Source organism: Pseudomonas sp. GYB4201, assembly GCF_056312595.1.
The window spans coordinates 1-21,429 of the sequence record NZ_JBWGIG010000031.1 but is presented as its reverse complement, the minus strand read 5'-3'; the positions used below and the strand labels follow the sequence as shown (position 1 = coordinate 21,429).

Genomic DNA, 21,429 nt, shown 5'->3' with positions numbered 1-21,429 from the left:
AATGAAGATGCGCGCATTTTACGGGGCTTTGGCCCGCCAGGGCACGGACTTGTTCATATTCCGGACGCCGGCCCTGCTACCACGCCGCCGCAGCCAGGCCGCCCACGCCCATCAGCACCGCGGAATAGAACATCACCACCCTCTGCAGCAGTGCTTCCCTGCCCAATCGTGAACCTGCGCCTATGCGAAATACGCACAATCCCATCACGGCAATGGCCAGCATCAGCTCGCCTATCAATAACACCAGCATTTCAATTATCCCGACTCGGTCAGATAAACACGCTTGCTGGCCTGGCCGCGGCCACCAAGGGGGCGGATGGCAGCGGCGACAGGGCCAGCTCCATGCGGTTGCGGGCGCGCCCCTTGCGCAGCAGCGCCGACACGTGATCACGCACGGTGTAGGCGCTGATACCCAGCAATTCGGCGATTTCCCGGTTGGTGGAGCCTGCCAGCAAAAGGTTCAGGACTTCCTTCTCCCGTGGGGTCAAATGCATGAAGGTTGCCTGCTCATCGACCAGCACAAGCGCGCACCTTAGTCAGGCGCAGGGGGAAAAACAATGCACGGAAATACGTACTTATAAAATCAAGAAGTGCCGCGCATTGACTTTCAAAAACAACAGAAGAAGGCCACAAAAAGATAAGGAAAAAGTTACACAGTCCTACAACTTCGTCTGTCAGAACATCCGCCGTTTCCTACTCACCGGCCAGCCGCCCGCCGCAGCCTGAATACGACACCGGGCAAAACAACTCTGGATTGCAGCCCCCCGATGGGCTAAAAGAGGCGCGCACATTACAAAAACATTCGTTCCACCTTCTTGGGCTCGCCTGTTTGCCTTCGCAAACCACTGCAAGCCATGACGAGAGCTATTCATGAAGAAGCTGTGCCTGCTGGGCATCCTTACAAGCCTGGCCTTTCCACCGGCCATGGCGGCCACCGCCCCCTCTCCTCTGAAGACCAAGGAAGCGTTCATCGCCGACTTGATGAAGCGCATGACCCTGGACGAGAAAATCGGCCAGCTGCGGCTGATCTCCATCGGCCCGGAAATGACCCACGAACAGATCCGCGACGAGATCGCCGCCGGCCACATCGGCGGCACGTTCAACTCGGTGACCCGCGCCGAGAACCGTCCCATGCAGGACGCGGCCATGCAGCGCAGCCGGCTGAAGATCCCGATGTTCTTCGCCTATGACGTGATTCACGGCCAGCGCACCATTTTCCCCATCAGCCTCGCCCTGGCCTCCAGCTGGGACATGAGCGCCATTGGCCTGAGCGCGCGCACCGCCGCCCAGGAAGCGGCCGCCGACGGCATCGACATGACCTACGGGCCCATGGTGGACATCGCCCGCGACCCTCGTTGGGGCCGCACCAGCGAAGGCTTCGGCGAGGACACCTACCTGGTGTCGCGCATCGCCAAGGTGATGGTCAAGGGCTACCAGGGCGACAACGTCGCCGCTGCCGACAGCGTCATGGCCGCGGTCAAGCACTTCGCCCTGTACGGCGGCGTGGAGGGCGGGCGCGACTACAACATCGTCGACATGAGCCCCACGCGCATGTACCAGGACTACCTGCCACCGTACCGCGCGGCCATCGATGCCGGTGCCGGCGGGGTGATGGTGGCGCTGAACTCCATCAACGGCGTGCCCGCCACCGCCAACACCTGGCTGATGCAGGACCTGCTGCGCAAGGACTGGGGCTTCAAGGGCATCACCATCAGCGACCACGGCGCCATCCACGAGCTGATCAAGCACGGCGTGGCCCGCGACGACCGCGAGGCGGCGAAGCTGGCGATCAAGGCCGGCATCGACATGAGCATGAACGACCAGGTGTACGGCAAGGAGCTGCCGGGGCTGGTGAAGTCCGGTGAAGTGAGCCAGGCCGACGTCGACAACGCCGTGCGCGAGGTGCTGGGCGCCAAGTACGACCTGGGCCTGTTCCAGGACCCCTACCGCCGCATCGGCAAGGCCAGCGACGACCCGGCCGACACCTACGCCGACAGCCGCCTGCACCGCCAGGCCGCGCGGGAAGTGGCGCGTACCAGCATGGTCTTGCTGGAGAACCACGACCACACCCTGCCGTTGAAGAAGCAAGGCACCATCGCCCTGGTGGGGCCACTGGCCGATGCACCGATCGACATGATGGGCAGCTGGTCGGCCGCCGGCAAACCCGACCAGTCGATCACCCTGCTGCATGGCCTGCAGAACGCGGTGGGCGACCGCGCCAAGGTGGTCTACGCCAAAGGCGCCAACGTCACCGATAACCAGGACGCCATCGAGTTCCTCAACCGCATCATCTTCGACCGCGAGGAAGTGCACATCGACAAGCGCCCGGCCGAGCAGATGATCGCCGAGGCGGTGAAGGCCGCCGAACAGGCCGACGTGGTGGTGGCTGCCGTGGGTGAGGCCCGGGGCATGTCCCACGAGTCGGCCAGCCGCACCACCCTGGCCCTGCCCAACACCCAGAAAGCCCTGATCAAGGCGCTGAAGGCCACCGGCAAGCCGCTGGTGCTGGTGTTGATGAATGGCCGGCCGCTGTCGCTGGTCGAGGAGCAGAAGCAGGCCGACGCCATGCTGGAGACCTGGTTCTCGGGCACCGAGGGCGGCAACGCCATCGCCGACGTGCTGTTCGGCGACTACAACCCGTCGGGCAAGCTGCCCATCAGCTTCCCACGTTCGGTGGGGCAGATTCCGGTGTACTACAGCCACCTCACCATTGGCCGGCCGTTCACTGCAGGCCAGCCGGGCAACTACACCTCGCAGTACTTCGACGAGGAGACCGGGCCGCTGTACAGCTTCGGTTATGGCCTGAGCTACACCGACTTCAGCCTGTCGGACGTGAGCCTGTCCAGTGCCACCCTCAAGCGTGGCGGCACCGTCACTGCCAGCGTGACCGTGAAGAACACCGGCAAGGTCGCCGGTGCCACGGTGGTGCAGCTGTACGTGCACGACGTGGTGGCGTCCATGGCCCGGCCGATCAAGGAGCTGAAGAACTTCGAGAAGGTCACCCTGCAGCCCGGCGAGGAAAAAACCGTGCGCTTCACCCTCACCGAGGACGACCTGAAGTTCTACAACCCGCAGCTCAAGTATGCGGCGGAGCCGGGTGAGTTCCAGGTGCAGATCGGCCTGGACTCGCAAAACGTCAAGCAGCAGAGCTTTACCTTGCTGTAAGCGACGCCGCCTGCGGCAGCTGCTACAGGGACGCGCGAACCCACCGATCGCGTCGCCTGCATCGCGGCCAAGGCCGGCTCCTACCACGCGCGGCGTAGGAGCCGACTTTAGTCGCGATGCAGGCAACGCGGTTCCTGTAGCAGCGGCCGCCAGGCCGCGTCCCAGGCGCCGGCCAATTATTTCCAATGATGTGCGACAAAGTTACACACCCTCCCATCGTGCTATGGTTTTGCCCCCCAACCGATTGGCAATGCCCATGCGCTTCCCATCTCGCGCCCTGCGCCTGCCCCTGATCACCCTGCTGATCATCGCCGGCACCCTGGCTTCGGCCCTGCTGGCCATGCGTCACGCCCAACGCCTGGCCATGGCCGAGGAAGCGGGCCGTGCCCATCAGCAACTGGGGCTGTACGCCAACTCCCTGCACACCTTGATCGAGCGCTACCGTAGCCTGCCCGCCGTGCTGGCGCTGGACCCGCAATTGATCGCGGCGCTCAAGGGCCCCGTCGGCGGCGCCGCCCAGGACGCATTAAACCGCAAGCTGGAACAGATCAACCAGGCCGCGCAAAGCTCCACCCTGGAGCTGCTCGACCGTGACGGCCTGGCCGTGGCCGCCAGCAACTGGCAGCTGCCCACCAGCTACGTTGGCCAGAACTACGGCTTTCGCCCCTACTTCCTGCAGACCCGCAGCCAGGGCAGCGGCCGTTTCTACGCCGTGGGCGTGACCAGCGGGGTGCCGGGCTATTTCCTCTCCAGCGCGGTGAAGGACGAGCACGGCGCCTTCCTCGGCGCCATGGTGGTGAAGCTGGAATTTCCGGAGCTGGAGCGCGAATGGCGCCAGGGCAGCGACACCCTGCTGGTCAGCGACGCCCGCGGCATCGTGTTCATCGCCAACCAGCCGGGCTGGCGCTACCGCCAGCTCAAGGCGTTGAGCGCTGCCGACCAGGCCGAGCTGGCCAGCACTCGCCAGTACGACCGCCAGCCGCTGAGCCCCCTGGCGGTGAAGCCGTTGGCAGCCTTCGACGGCGACAGCCAGCTGGCCCAGGTCGACGGCCCGGATGGCAGCGCCGACTACCTGTGGGAGTCGCTACCACTGACCAGCGAAGGCTGGACCCTGCACCTGCTGCGCAAGCCGCAGCTGGCCGCCGAGGACGCCCGCAACGCCGCACTGGCCGCCGCTGGTGCCTGGCTGACCCTGGTGTTCCTGGGCCTGTTCCTGTACCAGCGCTGGCGCCTGGGCCTGGTGCGCCAGCGCAGCCGGGAAGAGCTGGAAGCGCTGGTGCAGGCGCGCACCCGCGAGCTGCAAACCGCCCAGGACGGCCTGGTGCAGGCGGCCAAGCTGGCGGCCCTGGGGCAGATGTCGGCGGCCCTGGCCCACGAAATCAACCAGCCGTTGACCGCCCAGCGCATGCAGCTGGCCACCCTGCGCCTGCTGCTGGACCACGGCCGCGTCGACGACGCCTACCAGGCGCTGCTGCCGCTGGAGCAGATGCTTACGCGCATGGCTGCGCTCACCGGGCACCTGAAGACCTTCGCGCGCAAGAGCCCGGCGGGCCTGCGCGAGCGCGTGGACCTGGCCGAGGTGGTGGACCAGGCCCTGCAACTGCTGGAGCCGCGCATCCGCCAGGAACGGGTCAGCACCGTGCTGCACCTGACCCGCCCGGCCTGGGTGCGCGGTGACCCGATTCGCCTGGAACAGGTGCTGATCAACCTGCTGCGCAACGCCCTCGATGCCATGAGCCAGAAGCCCCAGCGCCGCCTGGAAGTGCGCATCGACCGCGACGCCGGGCAGTGGCGCGTGTCGGTGGCCGATAGCGGCGGTGGCATCGCCCCGGAACACCTGGCCACGGTGTTCGACCCGTTCTTCACCACCAAGCCGGTGGGCGACGGCCTCGGCCTGGGGCTGGCGGTGTCCTACGCCATCGCCCACGAAAGCGGCGGCCACCTGAGCGCTGCCAACCAGGGCAACGGCGCCCTGCTCACCCTGGTCATGCCTGTCGAACCGGAGGCCCCATGAACCCGACGCCGCTGCGCGACGTGATGCTGGTGGACGACGAAGCCAGCATCCGCGATGCCGTGACCCAATGGCTGGGCCTGTCCGGGTTCACCGTCACCAGCCATGACCGCGCCGAAACCTGCCTGGCGGCGCTGGCCGCGGACTTTCCCGGTGTGGTCATCAGCGACGTGCGCATGCCGGGCATGGACGGCATGCAACTGCTGGAACAGCTGCAGGCCCGTGACCCGCAGCTGCCGCTGATCCTGCTCACCGGCCACGGCGACGTGCCCATGGCGGTGCAGGCCCTGCAAGGCGGCGCCTATGACTTCCTGGAAAAACCCTTCAGCCCCGACACGCTGCTGAGCAGCCTGCGCCGCGCCCTCGACAAGCGTGCGCTGGTGCTTGAGAACCGCCGCCTGCAAGCCCGCGCCAGCCATCAGGACCGCCTGCAGGCCGACCTGCTGGGGCATTCGCCGGGCATGCAGCAGCTGCGCCGGCAGATCCTCGACCTGGCCAGCCTGCCGGTGAACGTGCTGATTCGCGGCGAGACGGGCAGCGGCAAGGAGCGCGTGGCTCGTTGCCTGCACGCGTGCGGGCCACGGGCGGCGAAACCCTTCGTGGCGCTCAATTGCGCGGCAATCCCCGAGGCGCTGTTCGAGGCCGAGCTGTTCGGCCATGAAAGCGGCGCCTTCACCGGCGCCCAGGGCAAGCGCATCGGCAAGCTGGAACATGCCCAAGGCGGCACGCTGTTCCTCGACGAAATCGAAAGCCTGCCGCTGGCCCAGCAGGCCAAGCTGTTGCGGGTGATCCAGGAGCAGACGGTGGAGCGCCTGGGCTCCAACCAGAGCATCGCCATCGACGTGCGCATTGTCGCCGCCACCAAGCCGGACCTGCTGCAGGAGGCGCGCGCCGGGCGCTTCCGCGAAGACCTGGCCTACCGCCTGAACGTGGCCGAACTACGCCTGGCACCGCTGCGCGACCGCCGCGAGGACATTCCGCTGCTGTTCGAGCACTTCGCCGCCCACAGCGCAGCCCGGGCTGGCCGCGAGCTGCCCCGCCTGAGTGCCACACGCCTGGCGCAACTGCTTAGCCACGACTGGCCGGGTAACGTCCGCGAACTGGCCAATGCCGCCGAGCGCCATGCCTTGGGCCTTGAAGCGCCTGAAGCCACGCCGGCCCACAGCCCCGGCACGTCGCTGGCCGCCCAGCAGGAAGCCTTCGAGGCCCAGTGCCTGCGCGCGGCCCTCAGCCGCCACCACGGCGATATCAAGGCGGTGCTGGCCGAACTGCAACTGCCGCGCCGCACCCTCAACGAGAAGATGCAGCGCCACGGCCTGCAACGCGAAGACTTCCTCGCCTGACAAAACCATGCGCCGCCTGCATCGCGACTAAAGTCGGCTCCTACGCTGCCCGTGGTAGGAGCCGACTTTAGTCGCGATGCAGGCGACGCGGTGTTCAGATCAGCGGAAATCCGCTTATAGGTCAGTGGTTAATCGGCGGAATTTTGCCCAAAAACCGCGCTCAACCCCTCTAGAACAAGCCTCTGCAACCTGGCACGCCCCCTGCTACGTCCCTTCCCAAGGCACGCTGTTCGCTGCCATACAACAACAACGAGAAGGAACCCGCATGGAAATCTCCCCCAGCCTGCCCGCCGGCGCGCAGGCCACACCGAAAACCACCTCCAGCCGGCTGAAGTCGATCTTCAGCGGCTCGGTGGGCAACATGGTCGAGTGGTACGACTGGTACGTGTACGCCGCGTTTTCCCTGTACTTCGCCCAGGTGTTCTTCCCCAAAAACGACCTCACCGCGCAACTGCTCAACACCGCCGCGATCTTCGCCGTGGGCTTCCTGATGCGCCCCATCGGCGGCTGGCTGATGGGCCTGTACGCCGACCGCAAGGGCCGCAAGGCGGCGCTGATGGCCTCGGTGCTGTTGATGTGCTTCGGCTCGCTGATCATTGCCCTCACCCCCGGCTACGAAACCATCGGCGTCGGCGCGCCGATATTGCTGGTGTTCGCACGCCTGCTGCAGGGCCTGTCGGTGGGCGGCGAGTACGGCACCTCCGCCACCTACCTCAGCGAGATGGCCACCAAGGAGCGCCGCGGGTTCTTCTCCAGCTTCCAGTACGTGACCCTGATCTCGGGCCAGCTCATCGCCCTGGCCGTGCTGATCGTGCTGCAACAGACGCTTACCGAAGAGCAGTTGCTGGCCTGGGGCTGGCGCGTGCCGTTCGTGATCGGCGCGCTGTGCGCGGTGGTCGCCCTGTGGCTGCGCCGAGGCATGGAGGAAACCGCCTCGTTCAGCCAGAAGAAGGAGGCGCCCAAGGAAAGCCTGATGCGCACGCTGATGCGCCACCCCAGGGAACTGCTGACCGTGGTCGGCCTGACCATGGGCGGCACCCTGGCGTTCTACACCTACACCACGTACATGCAGAAGTACCTGGTAAACACCGTGGGCATGAGCAAGACCGACTCGACGATGATCTCGGCGGCCACGCTGTTCCTGTTCATGTGCCTGCAACCGGTGATCGGCGCGCTGTCGGACAAGATCGGCCGCCGGCCCATCCTGATCGCCTTTGGCGTGCTGGGCACCCTGTGCACCGTGCCGATCCTCACCACCCTGCACACCATTGAAACCTGGTGGGGCGCGTTCTTCCTGATCATGGCGGCGCTGATCATCGTCAGCGGCTACACCTCGATCAACGCGGTGGTGAAGGCCGAGTTGTTCCCCACCGAGATTCGCGCGCTGGGCGTGGGCCTGCCCTATGCGCTGACGGTGTCGATATTCGGTGGCACCGCCGAGTTCATCGCCCTGTGGTTCAAGAGCATCGGCATGGAAAGCGGCTATTACTGGTACGTGACGGCGTGCATCGCCTGTTCGCTGCTGGTGTACGTGTTCATGAAGGACACCCGCACCCATTCGCGCATCGAAACCGATTGACCCCTAGCCGCTGCCGCCAGGCTGCGCTGGCCCTGAGCCTCGCTGTAGATCCGCAGTGAACCGCAGGGCCAGCGCAGCCTGCGGCAGCGGCTACGGTTGCGTGGTGCGTCCTGTCGGCGGCACACTGGCATTTTTGCCTACCAGGATCGTGCAATGCCCGACGATATCCACTACTACGAACCTTCCCAGGGCCACGGCCTGCCCCACGATCCGTTCAACGCCATCGTCGGGCCGCGGCCCATCGGCTGGATCTCGTCCCAGGACGAGCAGGGGCGCCTGAACCTGGCGCCCTACAGCTTCTTCAACGCCTTCAATTACATCCCGCCGATCATCGGTTTCTCCAGCGTGGGCCGCAAGGACAGCCTCAACAACATCGAGAAGACCGGCGAGTTCGCCTGGAACCTGGCCACCCGGCCGCTGGCCGAGCAGATGAACCAGAGCTGCGCGGCGGTGGCGCCGGAAGTCGACGAGTTCAGCCTGAGCGGCCTGACGCCAGTGGCGTCGAAGGTGATCGCGGTGCCGCGGGTGCAGGAAAGCCCGGTGTCGTTCGAATGCAAGGTCACGCAGATCATCCAGCTGCAACGGGCCGACAAGCAGGTGGTACCTAGCTGGCTGATCCTGGGTGAGGTGGTGGCCGTGCACATCGCCAAATGGCTGCTCAAGGACGGTATCTACGACACCGCCGCCGCCCAGCCGATCCTGCGTGGGGGCGGCCCGGCCGACTACTTCCAGCTGGGCCCCGAGGCCCTGTTCAAGATGTACCGGCCGCAGTAGGCCTTCACCAGACCAGCTCGCCGTCGGCGTCCACGTCGGCGAGTTTTTCCAGCTCGTCGCAGGCGGCCTGGTCAGCGGTCATGGCAGTAGCGAAGGTGCTGCCTGGCAGGATCTTGTGGAAGCGCGGCGCGCCACCGGCGCCCAGCGCCTTCACGGCAATGGCTGCGCTATAGCCACCCTCGCCCGGAACCACGGCCGAAACGGCCTCGAAGTGTTGAAACTCTTTGCGTGCCATTCTCAGTGCCCCGGCGTTTTATCGAAGCCGGGCATTCTAGCGCTTCAGCTGGCCAGTTTGTGCACTGCACAGGTGCTGCGGCTGTCGACGTCGCTGAAGGTGTGGAAGTCCAGGCTGGTGACCAGCATGTCGTTCACCAGCGCATCGAACACCTGCATCACCGGCGAATCGAACCAGATGGCCATGGCCTGCTGGCTGGCCCAGAAACCGCTGATCAGCCACAGGTCTTCGTCGCACTGGGAGTGCTGCAGGGCAAAGTGCAGGCAGCCCGGGGTGTGGCGCGAGGGCGCCAGCAAGCGTTCCAGGCGCTGGCCCAGTTCGGCGGAACGCCCGGCGCGGGCCCGAATGAAAGCGCAGTGGCTGACGGGGGTGGGTAATGACATGGGACGTTTCTCCGTAGTCGGCTGATACTGGTGGTACGGCAACAGAGATTAAGCGCTGCCGCCAGCCAGCGTTAGTCGATTCCTGCTCCTGCCTTGCCTGATCCTGCCGGGGTGCAGCAATGCCCAGGCTACCGCCCGCTGCAACCGGACCAATGGCCGCCAGCAGCCAGGCCCATGGCCGCTGGCCCGTTTGGCAACATCGGCAGGATCAGGCAAGCATCGCGCAGGATTGGACTGGCCCCGGCGCTTGCACAAAACTATCCTCGACGCATTCGCCTACCGAGGCTTCGCCATGACCGATTTCGAGCGTCTCCACGCGCAGCTGGACCCTTTCATGGAAAGCCAGCGCGCCACCCTCGCCGACCTGATCGACCGCCACATCGCCGGCAACGGCAGCTTTGAATCCGCCATACCGGCGCTGTTCCTCAGCCGTTCGGAGCAGTGCAGCCAGTCGTTCCCGCAACTGATGCGCCCGGCCCTGTGCATCCTGGCCAATGGCAGCAAGCGCGTGCGCCTGGGCGATGAGGACTACCTGTACGACCCGCTGAATTACATGGTGGTGTCGGTGGCCATGCCGGTCAGCGGCGCGATCCTGGAAGCGTCGCCGCAGAGCCCGTGCCTGTCGTTGCGGCTGGACATCGACCCCGGGGAAATCAACGCGCTGATTGCCGCCGCCGGCCCCACCGGTGTGCCGGCGCGGCCCACCGAGCGCGGCCTGTACGTGGAACAACTGGATGCGCCGCTGCTCGACGCCGTGGTGCGCCTGGTGCGGCTGCTGGATACGCCGCGGGACATCGCCATGCTGGCGCCGCTGGTGCGTCGGGAAATTCTTTACCGCCTGCTGCGCAGCCCGCAGGGCCACCGGCTGTACGAGATTGCCGTGAGCAACAGCCAGATGCACCGCGTGACCCAGGCCATCGACTGGCTAAACAGCCATTTCGATCACCCACTGCGCATGGAAGACCTGGCCCGCGAGGTGAACCTGAGCGTGTCCACCCTGCACCACCGCTTCAAGGCCATGACCTCCATGAGCCCGCTGCAGTACCAGAAACTGCTGCGCCTGCAGGAGGCCCGCCGGCTGATGCTCACCGACGGCCTCGATGCCTGCGCCGCCGGCTACCGCGTGGGCTACGAAAGCGCCTCGCAGTTCAGCCGCGAGTACAGCCGGCTGTTCGGTGCACCGCCGGCGCGCGACCTGCAGCGCCTGCGCATGACGGTGTGAGCCGGGCCAGCTGGATCACATGGCGCGCACCACGTGCTTGATCTCCTGGAACGCCTGCAAGCCCCACGGCCCCAGCTCGCGCCCCAGGCTGCTCTGCTTGTAGCCGCCCCAGGCGGTCTGCGGGAAGATCACCTGCGGCGCGTTGATCCACACCAACCCGGCCTGCAGGGCGTTGGCCACCTGCTCGGCACGCGCCACGTCGGCGCTGACCACACTGGCCACCAGGCCGAAGTCGCTGTCGTTGGCCAGGGCAATGGCTTCGGCTTCGCTGTCGAACGCCCGCACGCACAGCACCGGGCCGAAGATTTCCTCGGTCCACAGGGCGCTGTCCAGCGGCACGTCGGTGAACACCGTGGGTGCCACGAAGAACCCGGTCGGCAGGTTGCCCGGCCGTGAGCCACCGGTGACCAGCGTGGCCCCGGCTTCGATGCCGGCCTCGATATGACCCAATACCCGCTGGTACTGCACGCGGTTCACCAGCGCGCCCATCTCGGTGCCCGGCTCGAAGGGGTCGCCCTGGACGATGGCTTCGGCGCGGGCCTGCAGGCGCTGCACGAACTCGGCGTACAGCGGCCGCGCTACCAACACGCGGCTGGTGGCCGAGCACATCTGCCCGGCGTTGAAATAGCCGCCACCGCTGGCCAGCTCCACGGCCAGTTGCAGGTCGGCGTCTTCCAGCACCAGCAAGGCTGACTTGCCGCCCAGCTCCAGGCTGACGCCCTTCACGGTCTCGGCGGCGCGTTGCATCACCTGCACGCCCACGGCGTTGCTGCCGGTGAAGGAGATCTTGGCGATACGCCGATGGGCCGCCATGGGCGCACCCACCGCCAGGCCGGTGCCGCACACCAGGTTGAACACCCCCTGGGGCAGGCCGCAACCGGCGATGATGCGCGCCAGTTCCAGTTCGGCCAGCGGCGTGACCTCCGAGGGTTTCAGCACCACGCAGCAACCGGCGGCCAGGGCCGGCGCCAGCTTCCAGGCAGTGGTGACCATGGGGAAGTTCCACGGCACGATCAGCCCGACCACGCCGCACGGCTCGCGACGCACGCGGGCGCTGAACTCGTCAGTGGGCAGCGGCACGGGGCTGTCCAGCCGCGCGTCGAGGCCGTCGGCCAGTTCGGCGTAGTAGGTGAAGGTGGCGATCACGTCGTCCACGTCGATGCCAGCCTCGAACAGCGGCTTGCCGTTGTTGCAGGCTTGCAATTGCACCAGCCGTTCGCGCTGGGCGGTCACGCCGGCAGCGATGGCGCGCAGGTAGCCGGCGCGCTTGCTGCCCGAGGTCGTGGACCACTGGCGGAAAGCGCGGTGGGCGGCGGCCACTGCCAGGTCGACCGCGCCTTCATCGGCGCCATCCACCTGGGCCAGCACGGCTTCGGTAGCCGGGTTGATGACGCTCAGGGCCTGGGGCCCGTGGCTCCACTGGCCGTCGATGTACAGGCCGGCCAGGTTCTGCGGGAAAGTCAGCATGGGTGGAATTCGCTCATCCAGGTAGTTTGGTCAATTTCGATCAGGGTCGGCACGTTGCGCTCCACGGCGCCGTGCAGCGCCTCGCGCAGGGCCTGCACGTTGCTGGCGGCCTGGGCATGGCAGCCCATGGCGCGGGCGATGGCGATGAAGTCGGGGGTATGGATATCGACGCCCACCGGCTCGATGGCGCGGTTGACCATGTACTTCTTGATCTCTTCATAGCCCTGGTTATTCCACAGCAGCACGATCACCGGGATGCGCGCTTCCACGGCGCTGGCCAGCTCCGGCAGGGTGAACTGCACGCCACCGTCGCCGATCAGGCACACCACCGGCGGCCGCAGCTCGCGCTTGCCCGCGCCGCCCAGCCAGGCGCCCATGGCCGCCGGCAAGGCGTAGCCCAGGGTGCCGTAGCCGGTGGAGGCGTTGAACCAGCGGCGTGGGTGATCCATGTCCAGGGTCAGGTTGCCGGTGTACACCGGTTGGGTGGAATCGCCGACCAGCACCGCGTCGGGCAGCACCTCCAGCAGGGTGTCGAGCATCAGCGTCTGGGCGCGGGTAGGCGCGTCCCATTCCGCGGCCAGGGTGGCACGCAACTGGCTGGCGCGGGCGGCGCCCCACTGCGGCTCGCGCGGTGGCAGGAAGCCAACGTCCAATGCGGCCAGCAAGGCTTGGGCGGCGCTGCTGGCGTCGGCGACCAGGGCCACCTTGGGCAGGAAGTTGCGCACGGTCTGGTCGGGGTCGATGTCCACCCGCAGCAGCGTGCCGGGAATGCGGAAGGCGCCCTTGAAGGTGATGTCGTAGTCGGTCTCCGCCAATTCGGTGCCGATGGCCAGCACCACGTCGGCCTCGTCGATCAGCGCACGGGTGGCGGGCAGCGACTGGGTGGAGCCGATCTGCAGCGGGTGCGCGGCGGGCAGCAGGCCCTTGGCGTTGATGGTCAGGGCCACGGGCGCCTGCAGGCGTTCAGCCAGCAACGTCAGCGCTGGCGCGGCATCGATGGCGCCACCGCCGGCCAGGATCAATGGCCGCCGGGCCTGGCGCAGCCACTGCGCCATCTGGGCCACGGCCTGGGGCGCGGCACCGGCGCGCTGCACCCGCACCGGCTCACAGGCCAACAGGGCGTCGGCGTCTTCCACCAGCACGTCCAGGGGGATTTCGATATGCACGGGGCGCGGCCGGGCGCCGTCGAACACGGCAAAAGCGCGCGCCAGCACGGCCGGCAGGTCGGCGGCCGCCATCAGCGTGTGCGAGAACGCGCAGACCCCGGCCACCAACGCGCTCTGGTTCGGCAGCTCGTGCAGCTTGCCGCGGCCGCCGCCCAGCTGCCCGCGGGCCTGCACGCTGGAAATCACCAGCATGGGGATGGAGTCGGCATACGCCTGGCCCATGGCCGTGGTAATGTTGGTCATCCCCGGCCCGGTGATGATAAAGCACACGCCCGGCTTGCCGCGGGTGCGGGCGTAGCCGTCGGCCATGAAACCGGCGCCCTGCTCGTGGCGTGGCGTGACGTGCTCGATGGGTGAGCGCGCCAGCCCGCGGTACAGTTCCACGGTATGCACGCCCGGAATACCGAAGACCTGTTCCACGCCATAGCCTTCGAGGAGTTTGACCAACACTTCGCCGCACGTCGCCATTGTTTCACCGCCTGTTGATTGTTCTGCAAACAGGCGGCATTTCAGCGGTTGGCGGCTGGTGTGCACAAGGCAAATATAGTCATACTAGCCATGTCCCCAGATCATGGCTGAAGCTGATGAAACGCCTGCCCCCGTTGCCCGCGCTGCACACCTTCCTGGTCACCGCCCAATGCTGCAACTTCACCCGCGCCGCCCAGCAGTTGCACATCACACAGGGCGCGGTCAGCCGGCAGATCGCCGGGCTGGAAAGCCACCTGGGCTACCCGCTGTTCATGCGCCAGGCGCGCGGGTTGAGCCTGACCCAGCAGGGTCGCGAGCTGTTCCCGCGGATCCAGCAGGTGTTCGGCCTGATCGAGGAAGCCGTGCAGGCTGCCAGCGGCCAGCGCCAGGCCTTGCAACTCAAGGCGCCGACCTGCGTGATGCGCTGGCTGTGGCCACGGCTGATGCGCTGGCAGGCTGAGCGCCCGGACATTCCCGTGGAGCTGACCACCACCGTGCAGCATGGCGTGGACTTCCGCCACGAGAGCTTCGAGGCGGCCATCGTCTACGGTCCGGAACCGGCGGCCGGGCAAAAACCGCGGCACCTGTTCGACGAACAGCTCACGCCCGTGTGCGCCCCCGCGCTGCTGGCCGGCCCGCTGCCGCTCAGCCAGCCCGAGGACCTGGCGCAGCACATGCTGCTGCACCCTACGCGTGACGAAGAGGACTGGGAGACCTGGCTGGCGGGTGCCGGCGTGACCCTGCCCAACCTGGGCCAGGGCCAGCATTTCGAAACCCTGGACCTGGCGATGTCCGTGGCCACCCAGGGCACCGGCGTGGCCATCGGCGACTGGTCGCTGATTGCCGAGGACCTGGCCCAGCAGCGGCTGGCCATGCCCTTCGAGCTGAAAGTGCGCACCGGTTTGGCCTATTACCTGGTGCAGCCGCCGCGCAGCACCGCCAGCGAAGGCACACTGGCGTTCATCGACTGGCTGGCGCGCCAGGCAAGCCTGCGCTGAGAACACCGCCTCCCCGTACCCCCGCGCTCTTTCAGGCATACCGCGGCGTGGCCGGACGCCGCCTGCGGCAGCTGCTACGCGAAATCCTGTGCACACGGCACCTGTAGCAGCGGCCGCAGGCCGCGTCTCGGGCAACGCGTTCTTTCAGGCTTGCCGCGGCGGCCCCGGACGCCGCCTGCGGCAGCTGCTACGCGGAATGCTGTGCACACCGCACCTGTAGCAGCGGCCACAGGCCGCGTCTCGGGCAATGCGTTCTTTCAGGCTTGCCGCGGCGGCCCCGGACGCCGCCTGCGGCAGCTGCTACGCGGAATCCTGTGCACACCGCACCTGTAGCAGCGGCCACAGGCCGCGTCCCAGGCGCCGCGTTTTTCCAGGCTTGCCGCAGCGGCCCCGGACGCCGCCTGCGGCAGCTGCTACGCGAAATCCTGTGCACATGGCACCTGTAGCAGCGGCCGCAGGCCGCGTCTCGGGCAACGCGTTCTTTGAGGCTTACGGCGGCGGGGCCGGACGCGGCCTTCGGCAGCTGCTACGGGCAAAAAAAAGGGCGAACCCGGTTGGGTTCGCCCTTGGTTGTCACGATGCCGCTTCTGCCCAGTCACTGCCCGACGACCGCTCGGGCCAGCCACGGATCAGTTCCAGTTGCGCATGCACCACCGTGGCCGGTGGGCTGGCCAGGTCAGCCAGGCGCTGCAGCACCGCATCGATCACTACGCGACTGGCGTCATGGTGGAATTGCCAGACGCCGTAGATCCGCCCGCTGAACGACGGCTCGCTGCCCAGCAGCGGGTCGACACCCAGCCCCGAGCCCAGCCCGAACAGGTGCAACCCATGCAGCCGCCGCCCGCCCTGGTCGCAAGGGCAGCCGCTGGGGTCAGAGTCCAGGCCCCCGGTCACCTGGCGCAACTCGATGGCGGTGCCATCCATGCGCCGCAGGCGCGGCAGCAGCGGTTGGTAACCGGTGCATTGCATCACCACCGCGGCAGTGCGCAGCACTTCGCTGGCCAAGCGCATCTGTTCCACGTCACTGCCGTCGGTCTGCAGCAGCCGGGCACGCACCGAAGTGCCCCCCACCACGCCGCGCTCCAGCACCTCACGGCCCACGGCCAGGGCCCGGTAGCGCAGGCCGCCGGAACGGTTGACCCGGCCGGAAATCGGGCACACGTCCGCCACGGGGTCAAACTCGTAGCCGTTGGCCCGCGCTTGTTCGACGCTCTCGTAGAACAGCCGGATGGACGAGCGATGGATCAGGTTCACCTGCGCAAGGCCCAGCGGTTCCAGCGCCACGGCAATGTTTTCCAGCATCGAGAAGGCGCTGTGGGAGCCACCGATCACGCTGAAACTGCCGCCCTGGGCCACCGTCGTGGCAAAGGTGGCGCGCAGCGCCCGGGGCGTCAGCCGCAACAGGCTGTCGGCGCTGTGAATCGCCCTGGCCGGCGGCAAGGCAAGGCCTTGGGCCGCAAGGCCGTTGAGCAGATTGTGCGGATCCTGGCGCCCGCCCAGGTTGAGCACCAGCGCATGGCTGCGAATGCACTGTTTCTGACCGCGGTGTTCCACCCAGATGTGGTACTCGTCACGGTCGTGGAACACCTCGGTGATCAGCGTCTCGCTCCACAATTGCACGCTGTAGCGCGCGACGATGTGATCGAGCACCAGTTGCGAGGCTTCCAGCAGCAGTTCACCCACCTGCGACAGCAGCGGTGCCTCCTGGGCCTGGTCGCGGATACGCCAATACGCCGGCGAGGCCTGCAGCGGCGCGAACACTTCAGCCATCGCCGGGTCGCGCAGGCAGTCGAGGAACACGTCACCCACAGAGTTGGCGGTGATTTGATATTCCCCCAGGCGCCCGATGCCAGGCGTAGCGCTGGCATCGACGATAATCAACCCATATTGCGCCAGTTCGGCAATGGTTCCAGTGCGCACGGCATTGAACAGTAGCCCCATGCCCGCAGGCCCGGCGCCACCCACTACGCAGCCGGTGGAAGTTTCCAGGTATTTTCCATACATGATGTGACCCCTTTGCATGGGACGGCGCCAGGCGCACGCATGCTTCCGTTGAGGGAGCTTATTGTTGAGAAAAAGCGGACGAACGCCGGCGAACCGTCAAAGTGCTGACGGCAAAGGACGTGTCCAAAGGTATGAGAAGTTGCAGCGATCGAGCCCTGGCGCGCGGGTCAAAGCTACCGCACAGAAACACTCTGGGATCAGTTGGGACGCGGGTTTCGAGAAACAATGCACTACTGGATGGCTACCAGAGAAGGCCCATAGCCATGAGTCGATAGTTCCAGAGTTGGACCACACGTGTCAATTTAAAGTAACACATTCACAAATGAGTTATTGGATCATATAACTGTTTGTTTTGTGGTCGATTTTAATTTCCAAGATTCTTTTTAGAAGTAAAAAGATGGTTCCTGATAGCAAATTAGTCCGTATCAGCCTTTACACGTAAACGTACTTTGTGTAGACGCCGGGCACTGCCTTGAACCTTGATCTAGACTTATTGGTGCATACCCCCTCCCTTCATGGCAAAGGTGAGTGCAATGATCATTACAACAAGAAACTACCTGATGACCCTGCTGATCATCCTGGCCGCCGCGCTCTACGCCACGGCAGCCTGGCGAGTGGAAGAGGCGCGCAACGTCCCGCGCATCGAGCTCAGTTGCAGCGACACCATGTGCCTGCCCCACTCGGGCAACTTCAACGCGATGCGCTGAGTTCGGCCGGCAGGCTGCCCGCCAGGCGAAACGCCCGCGGCGACACGCCCGCCAGGCGGCGGAAGAAGCGTGAGAAATACGCCGGGTCGGTGAAGCCCAGGCTGTCCGACACCTGGCTGACCGTCATGCTGGTGTAGATCAGGTTGCGCTTGGCTTCCAGCAACAGCCGCTGGTGAATGATCTGTAGCGCCGATTGCCCGGCCAGTTCCCGGCACACGTTGTTGAGGTGGGCCACTGACAGCCCGGCGGCATGGGCCAGCGCCTCGACGCTGGGCTGCTGGCGAAACCGCGTTTCCACCAGCCGCGTGAAACCGTTGAAATACTCCCGCCCACGCTCCACCGTCTGCCCGGCGCGGCTGCGCTGGATCATCTGACGGCTGCCCCACACCACGATCATGTTGATCAACGAATGCAGGGCCAAATCCCGGCCTGGATGGTCCTCGGCGTACTCGCGCTGCACGGCCGACACCAGGGTGTTGAGGTAGTCGCGGTCCGCGCCGGCGGCGAAGGTGGCCGGCGCCATCAGCACCTCGCCCGCAGCGCCCAGCAAGGTTTTCAGCTCACTGACCAGCGGTGCGGCCAGGGTGATGACGTGGCCGTCGATGTCCTCGGAAAAACGAAAGCCGTGCACGAACAGCGGCGGCACCACCTGCAGGGTCGACTCGGCAATCAGCCGGCGCTGGCCCTCCACCTCGATCTCGGCCTGGCCGGCGTGCACGTACAGCAGTTGGCACAGGTCGGCGTGGCGGTGCGGCTGGATTTCCCAGTGGTACAGGCGGCTGCGCTTGGGAATGGTCTCGCAGTGCAGCAGGTCGGGGGTCAGCCAGTCCTGGCCCTCACCGTAGAGCTTGAACACCGGAATGGGTGGCGCGGCAGGCCGTGACATCGTGACGCACTCCAGGACGCGGATTTCACTCGATAATCGCACCGATTGGCGAAAAGTACAAAATAACGCGCGGTTTTCACCTTCCTGACCCGGCGTTTGAAGCGAAAAATGCAGGCACTCCAATCATAAAAATACTTCGCACGCCGCCTTCGGGCCCTGCGAACCTTGCCTGGGATGATAACAATGAAGACTCAAGTCGCCATTATCGGCGCCGGTCCCTCCGGCCTCCTGCTCGGCCAATTGCTGCACAAGGCCGGCATCGACAACGTGATTGTCGAACGCCAATCCCCCGACTACGTGCTCAGCCGCATCCGCGCCGGCGTGCTTGAACAAGGCATGGTCGACCTGCTGCGCAAGGCCGGTGTCAGCGCCCGCATGGACGCCGAAGGCCTGGTGCACACCGGCTTCGAACTGGCGTTCAATGGCCGCCGCGCGCACATCGACCTCAAGACCCTGACCGGCGGCAAGACCGTGATGATCTACGGCCAGACCGAAGTCACCCGCGACCTGATGGCTGCCCGCCAGGCCTGCGGCGCGCAGACCGTCTACGAAGCCAGCAACGTACGCCCCCACGACATGAAGGGCGAGGCGCCGTACCTCACCTACGAGAAAGACGGCCAGGTGCACCGCCTGGACTGCGACTACATCGCCGGTTGCGACGGCTTCCACGGCGTGGCGCGGCAATCCATTCCCGCCGACTCGATCAAGACCTTCGAACGCGTCTACCCGTTCGGTTGGCTGGGCATCCTCGCCGACACGCCGCCAGTCAACGAAGAGCTGGTGTACGCCAACCACGAACGCGGCTTCGCCCTGTGCAGCATGCGCTCGGAAACCCGCACCCGTTACTACGTGCAGGTGAGCGCCGAGGAGAAGGTTGAGGACTGGTCCGACGAGCGCTTCTGGAACGAACTCAAGGCCCGCCTGCCTGCGGACCTCGCCGAGCGCCTGGTGACCGGCCCGTCCATCGAGAAGAGCATCGCGCCGCTGCGCAGCTTCGTGGTGGAGCCCATGCAGTACGGGCGCATGTTCCTGGTCGGCGACGCCGCGCACATCGTCCCGCCCACCGGCGCCAAGGGCCTGAACCTGGCGGCCAGCGACGTCAGCACGCTGTTTGACATCCTGTGCAAGGTCTACGGCGAAGGCCGCACCGACCTGCTGGCCAAGTATTCGGAAGTCTGCCTGCGCCGGGTGTGGAAGGCCGAGCGCTTCAGCTGGTGGATGACCTCGGTACTGCACAAATTCCCCGACACCGACGACTTCAGCCAGCGCATCCAGCAGACCGAACTGGACTACTACGTGGGTTCCGAAGCCGGGCGCAAGACCATCGCCGAGAACTACGTCGGTTTGCCCTATGAAACAATCGAATAGAACACATAGCTAGCTATCTAGTAGACTGGGGGGACTTTCCCCCCGGTGCTGCCGGGGTTTCTCTGCCTTGCAGGCCTGCCCCGTGACCAACCTCAACCACCCCCAACCTGCCCTGCGCAGCATCCTCATTTCGTTGATGCTGGCGATTTTCCTCGGCGCCCTCGACCAGACCATCGTCGCCGTGTCGATGCCGGCCATTTCCGCCCAGTTCCATGACGTCAACCTACTGGCCTGGGTCATCTCCGGCTACATGGTGGCCATGACCGTGGCCGTGCCTATCTATGGCAAGTTTGGCGACCTGTACGGGCGCCGCCGCATGATCCTCATCGGCCTGGGCCTGTTCACCGGCGCCTCGCTGTTCTGCGCCATGGCCCAGAGCATGGAGCAACTGGTGCTGGCGCGGATCATCCAGGGCATCGGCGCCGGCGGCATGGTCTCGGTGAGCCAGGCGATCATCGGCGACTTCGTGCCGCCACGTGAACGCGGGCGCTACCAGGGTTATTTCAGCAGCATGTACGCAGCGGCCAGCGTCGCCGGCCCGGTGATGGGCGGGTACATGACCGAGTACCTGTCGTGGCGCTGGATTTTCCTGCTGAACCTGCCCCTGGGCCTGGGGGCGTGGCTGTATGCCCGCCAGGTGCTGCGCGGCCTGGCGGTGAACCGTCGGCAGCCGGTGATCGATTACCTGGGCACGATGCTGATGATCGTCGGCCTCACCTCGCTGCTGCTGGGCATCACCGAACTGGGCCAGGGCCGCGGCCTGGGCGAGGCGCCCGTGTGGGGCACGCTGCTGCTGGCAGTGGTGGCCCTGAGCCTGTTCGTGCGCCATGAACGGCGCGCGCCGGAACCGCTGTTGCCCATGCACCTGTTTGCCATTCGCCCGGCAGTGCTGTGCTGGTGCACGGTGTTCTTCACCGCGTTCCAGGCCATTTCGCTGTCAGTGCTGATACCGCTGCGCTTCCAGACCGTGACCGGTGCCGGCGCCGACAGCGCGGCACTGGACGTGCTGCCATTGGCCATCGGCCTGCCGATCGGCGCCTTCCTGGGCGGGCGCACCACCGCGCGCACCGGCTATTACAAACCGGTGATCCTCACCGGCGCGGTGCTGATCCCCCTGGGTATCCTGGGCCTGGCGTTCACCCCACCGGACTGGCTGCTGCTCAGTGGAGCGTTCATGCTGCTGACCGGCTTCGGCGCCGGCCTGCAATTCCCCACCTCGCTGGTAGGCGCGCAGAACGCGGTGCAGCAGAAGGACATTGGCGTGGGCACCAGCACCACCAACCTGTTCCGCTCCCTGGGCGGGGCCATGGGCGTGGCGTGCATGTCGGCGCTGCTGCTGGCCTTGCTGCATGGGCTAGACCTGGGCCCCGATGGCGCCTCGGGCGATGCCTTGCTGGCCAGCCTGCACGCCAGCAGCGGTGCGGCCCAGGAGGCCTTACGCGGCAAGCTGCTGGAGACCTTCCGGGTGTTGTTGCTGGGCAGCGCGGCCATTTCGGTGCTGGGCCTTGGGGCGGCGCTGGCGATGCCCAACGCCATCTTGCGCGGGCGCTAATGCCGCCCCCCATCAAACCCCTGTAGCCGCTGCCGCCAGGCTGCGCTGGTCCTGAGCCTCACTGGAGATTTTCAGCGTATTCACGGGCCAGCGCAGCCTGG

Annotated in this window: 18 protein-coding genes; 10 read left to right on the top strand and 8 right to left on the bottom strand. The window is 66.2% G+C overall.

From position 1 onward, the window contains the following. Nucleotides 1–76: 76 nt before the first annotated feature. On the bottom strand, nt 77–250 hold the full coding sequence (locus AC0Z2B_RS24085) for a hypothetical protein (protein WP_416426667.1): 174 nt from the start codon (nt 248–250) through the stop codon (nt 77–79). 19 nt (nt 251–269) lie between these two features. Further along, nucleotides 270–494: a response regulator transcription factor gene (locus AC0Z2B_RS24080; protein ID WP_476299987.1), complete on the bottom strand. Its 225-nt coding sequence runs from the start codon at nt 492–494 to the stop codon at nt 270–272. A gap of 376 nt (nt 495–870) precedes the next feature. On the opposite strand from AC0Z2B_RS24080, the gene bglX reads away from it, so the two are divergent. The 5 genes from bglX to AC0Z2B_RS24055 all read left to right on the top strand — a co-directional run bounded on the left by bglX (nt 871) and on the right by AC0Z2B_RS24055 (nt 8,872). After that, complete coding sequence (gene bglX, locus AC0Z2B_RS24075) at nt 871–3,165, top strand: beta-glucosidase BglX (protein ID WP_476299910.1); 2,295 nt, start codon at nt 871–873, stop codon at nt 3,163–3,165. A gap of 256 nt (nt 3,166–3,421) precedes the next feature. Further along, on the top strand, nt 3,422–5,179 hold the full coding sequence (locus tag AC0Z2B_RS24070) for an ATP-binding protein (protein WP_476299908.1): 1,758 nt from the start codon (nt 3,422–3,424) through the stop codon (nt 5,177–5,179). Further along, entirely contained in the window at nt 5,176–6,519 is a 1,344-nt protein-coding gene (locus AC0Z2B_RS24065; protein WP_476299906.1) for a sigma-54-dependent transcriptional regulator, read from the top strand. The genes AC0Z2B_RS24070 and AC0Z2B_RS24065 overlap by 4 nt, the downstream gene beginning before the upstream one ends. 265 nt (nt 6,520–6,784) lie before the next feature. Then, the gene (locus AC0Z2B_RS24060; RefSeq protein WP_476299904.1) at nt 6,785–8,098 is read left to right on the top strand and encodes an MFS transporter; all 1,314 of its coding nucleotides are present in this window, start codon (nt 6,785–6,787) and stop codon (nt 8,096–8,098) included. Nucleotides 8,099–8,251: 153 nt separating this feature from the next. Next, entirely contained in the window at nt 8,252–8,872 is a 621-nt protein-coding gene (locus tag AC0Z2B_RS24055; protein WP_475506942.1) for a flavin reductase family protein, read from the top strand. A 4-nt stretch (nt 8,873–8,876) separates the two neighbouring features. Here the strand turns inward: AC0Z2B_RS24055 and AC0Z2B_RS24050 are convergent, their stop codons facing one another. Together AC0Z2B_RS24050 and AC0Z2B_RS24045 are read right to left on the bottom strand one after the other, a co-directional pair. After that, complete coding sequence (locus AC0Z2B_RS24050; protein WP_476299902.1) at nt 8,877–9,107, bottom strand: hypothetical protein; 231 nt, start codon at nt 9,105–9,107, stop codon at nt 8,877–8,879. 44 nt (nt 9,108–9,151) lie between these two features. Then, nucleotides 9,152–9,490 carry an antibiotic biosynthesis monooxygenase family protein gene (locus AC0Z2B_RS24045; protein WP_416426680.1) on the bottom strand — a complete coding sequence of 113 codons (339 nt, stop codon included), beginning with the start codon at nt 9,488–9,490 and terminating at the stop codon, nt 9,152–9,154. A 292-nt stretch (nt 9,491–9,782) separates the two neighbouring features. On the opposite strand from AC0Z2B_RS24045, the gene AC0Z2B_RS24040 reads away from it, so the two are divergent. Then, a complete protein-coding gene (locus AC0Z2B_RS24040; protein WP_416426682.1) occupies nt 9,783–10,712 on the top strand; it encodes an AraC family transcriptional regulator in 930 nt (309 codons plus the stop codon). Nucleotides 10,713–10,727: 15 nt separating this feature from the next. Here the strand turns inward: AC0Z2B_RS24040 and AC0Z2B_RS24035 are convergent, their stop codons facing one another. Next, on the bottom strand, nt 10,728–12,179 hold the full coding sequence (locus AC0Z2B_RS24035) for an aldehyde dehydrogenase family protein (RefSeq protein ID WP_476299900.1): 1,452 nt from the start codon (nt 12,177–12,179) through the stop codon (nt 10,728–10,730). Next, nucleotides 12,173–13,813: a 5-guanidino-2-oxopentanoate decarboxylase gene (locus tag AC0Z2B_RS24030; protein WP_476299898.1), complete on the bottom strand. Its 1,641-nt coding sequence runs from the start codon at nt 13,811–13,813 to the stop codon at nt 12,173–12,175. Before AC0Z2B_RS24030 ends, AC0Z2B_RS24035 begins: the two co-directional genes overlap by 7 nt. Before the next feature lie 116 nt (nt 13,814–13,929). Here AC0Z2B_RS24030 and AC0Z2B_RS24025 point away from each other — a divergent pair, with 116 nt between their 5' ends. Beyond that, the gene (locus AC0Z2B_RS24025) at nt 13,930–14,811 is read left to right on the top strand and encodes a LysR substrate-binding domain-containing protein (RefSeq protein ID WP_476299896.1); all 882 of its coding nucleotides are present in this window, start codon (nt 13,930–13,932) and stop codon (nt 14,809–14,811) included. 573 nt (nt 14,812–15,384) lie between these two features. Here the strand turns inward: AC0Z2B_RS24025 and AC0Z2B_RS24020 are convergent. Then, nucleotides 15,385–16,815, bottom strand: coding sequence for a pyridine nucleotide-disulfide oxidoreductase (locus AC0Z2B_RS24020; RefSeq protein ID WP_476299895.1), 1,431 nt, complete (start codon nt 16,813–16,815; stop codon nt 15,385–15,387). Between the two features lie 533 nt (nt 16,816–17,348). Between AC0Z2B_RS24020 and AC0Z2B_RS24015 the strand changes: the two genes are divergently transcribed. Further along, a complete protein-coding gene (locus AC0Z2B_RS24015) occupies nt 17,349–17,522 on the top strand; it encodes a hypothetical protein (RefSeq protein ID WP_473004378.1) in 174 nt (57 codons plus the stop codon). Here the strand turns inward: AC0Z2B_RS24015 and AC0Z2B_RS24010 are convergent. After that, entirely contained in the window at nt 17,506–18,408 is a 903-nt protein-coding gene (locus tag AC0Z2B_RS24010) for a helix-turn-helix domain-containing protein (protein WP_476299893.1), read from the bottom strand. The two genes, AC0Z2B_RS24015 and AC0Z2B_RS24010, sit on opposite strands and share 17 nt — an antisense overlap. A 183-nt stretch (nt 18,409–18,591) precedes the next feature. On the opposite strand from AC0Z2B_RS24010, the gene pobA reads away from it, so the two are divergent. Both pobA and AC0Z2B_RS24000 read left to right on the top strand, forming a co-directional pair. Beyond that, nucleotides 18,592–19,776, top strand: a complete 1,185-nt coding sequence (gene pobA / locus AC0Z2B_RS24005; protein ID WP_416426695.1) for a 4-hydroxybenzoate 3-monooxygenase — start codon at nt 18,592–18,594, stop codon at nt 19,774–19,776. Between the two features lie 82 nt (nt 19,777–19,858). Further along, on the top strand, nt 19,859–21,328 hold the full coding sequence (locus AC0Z2B_RS24000; RefSeq protein WP_476299891.1) for an MDR family MFS transporter: 1,470 nt from the start codon (nt 19,859–19,861) through the stop codon (nt 21,326–21,328). The last annotated feature ends 101 nt before the right edge of the window (nt 21,329–21,429 follow it).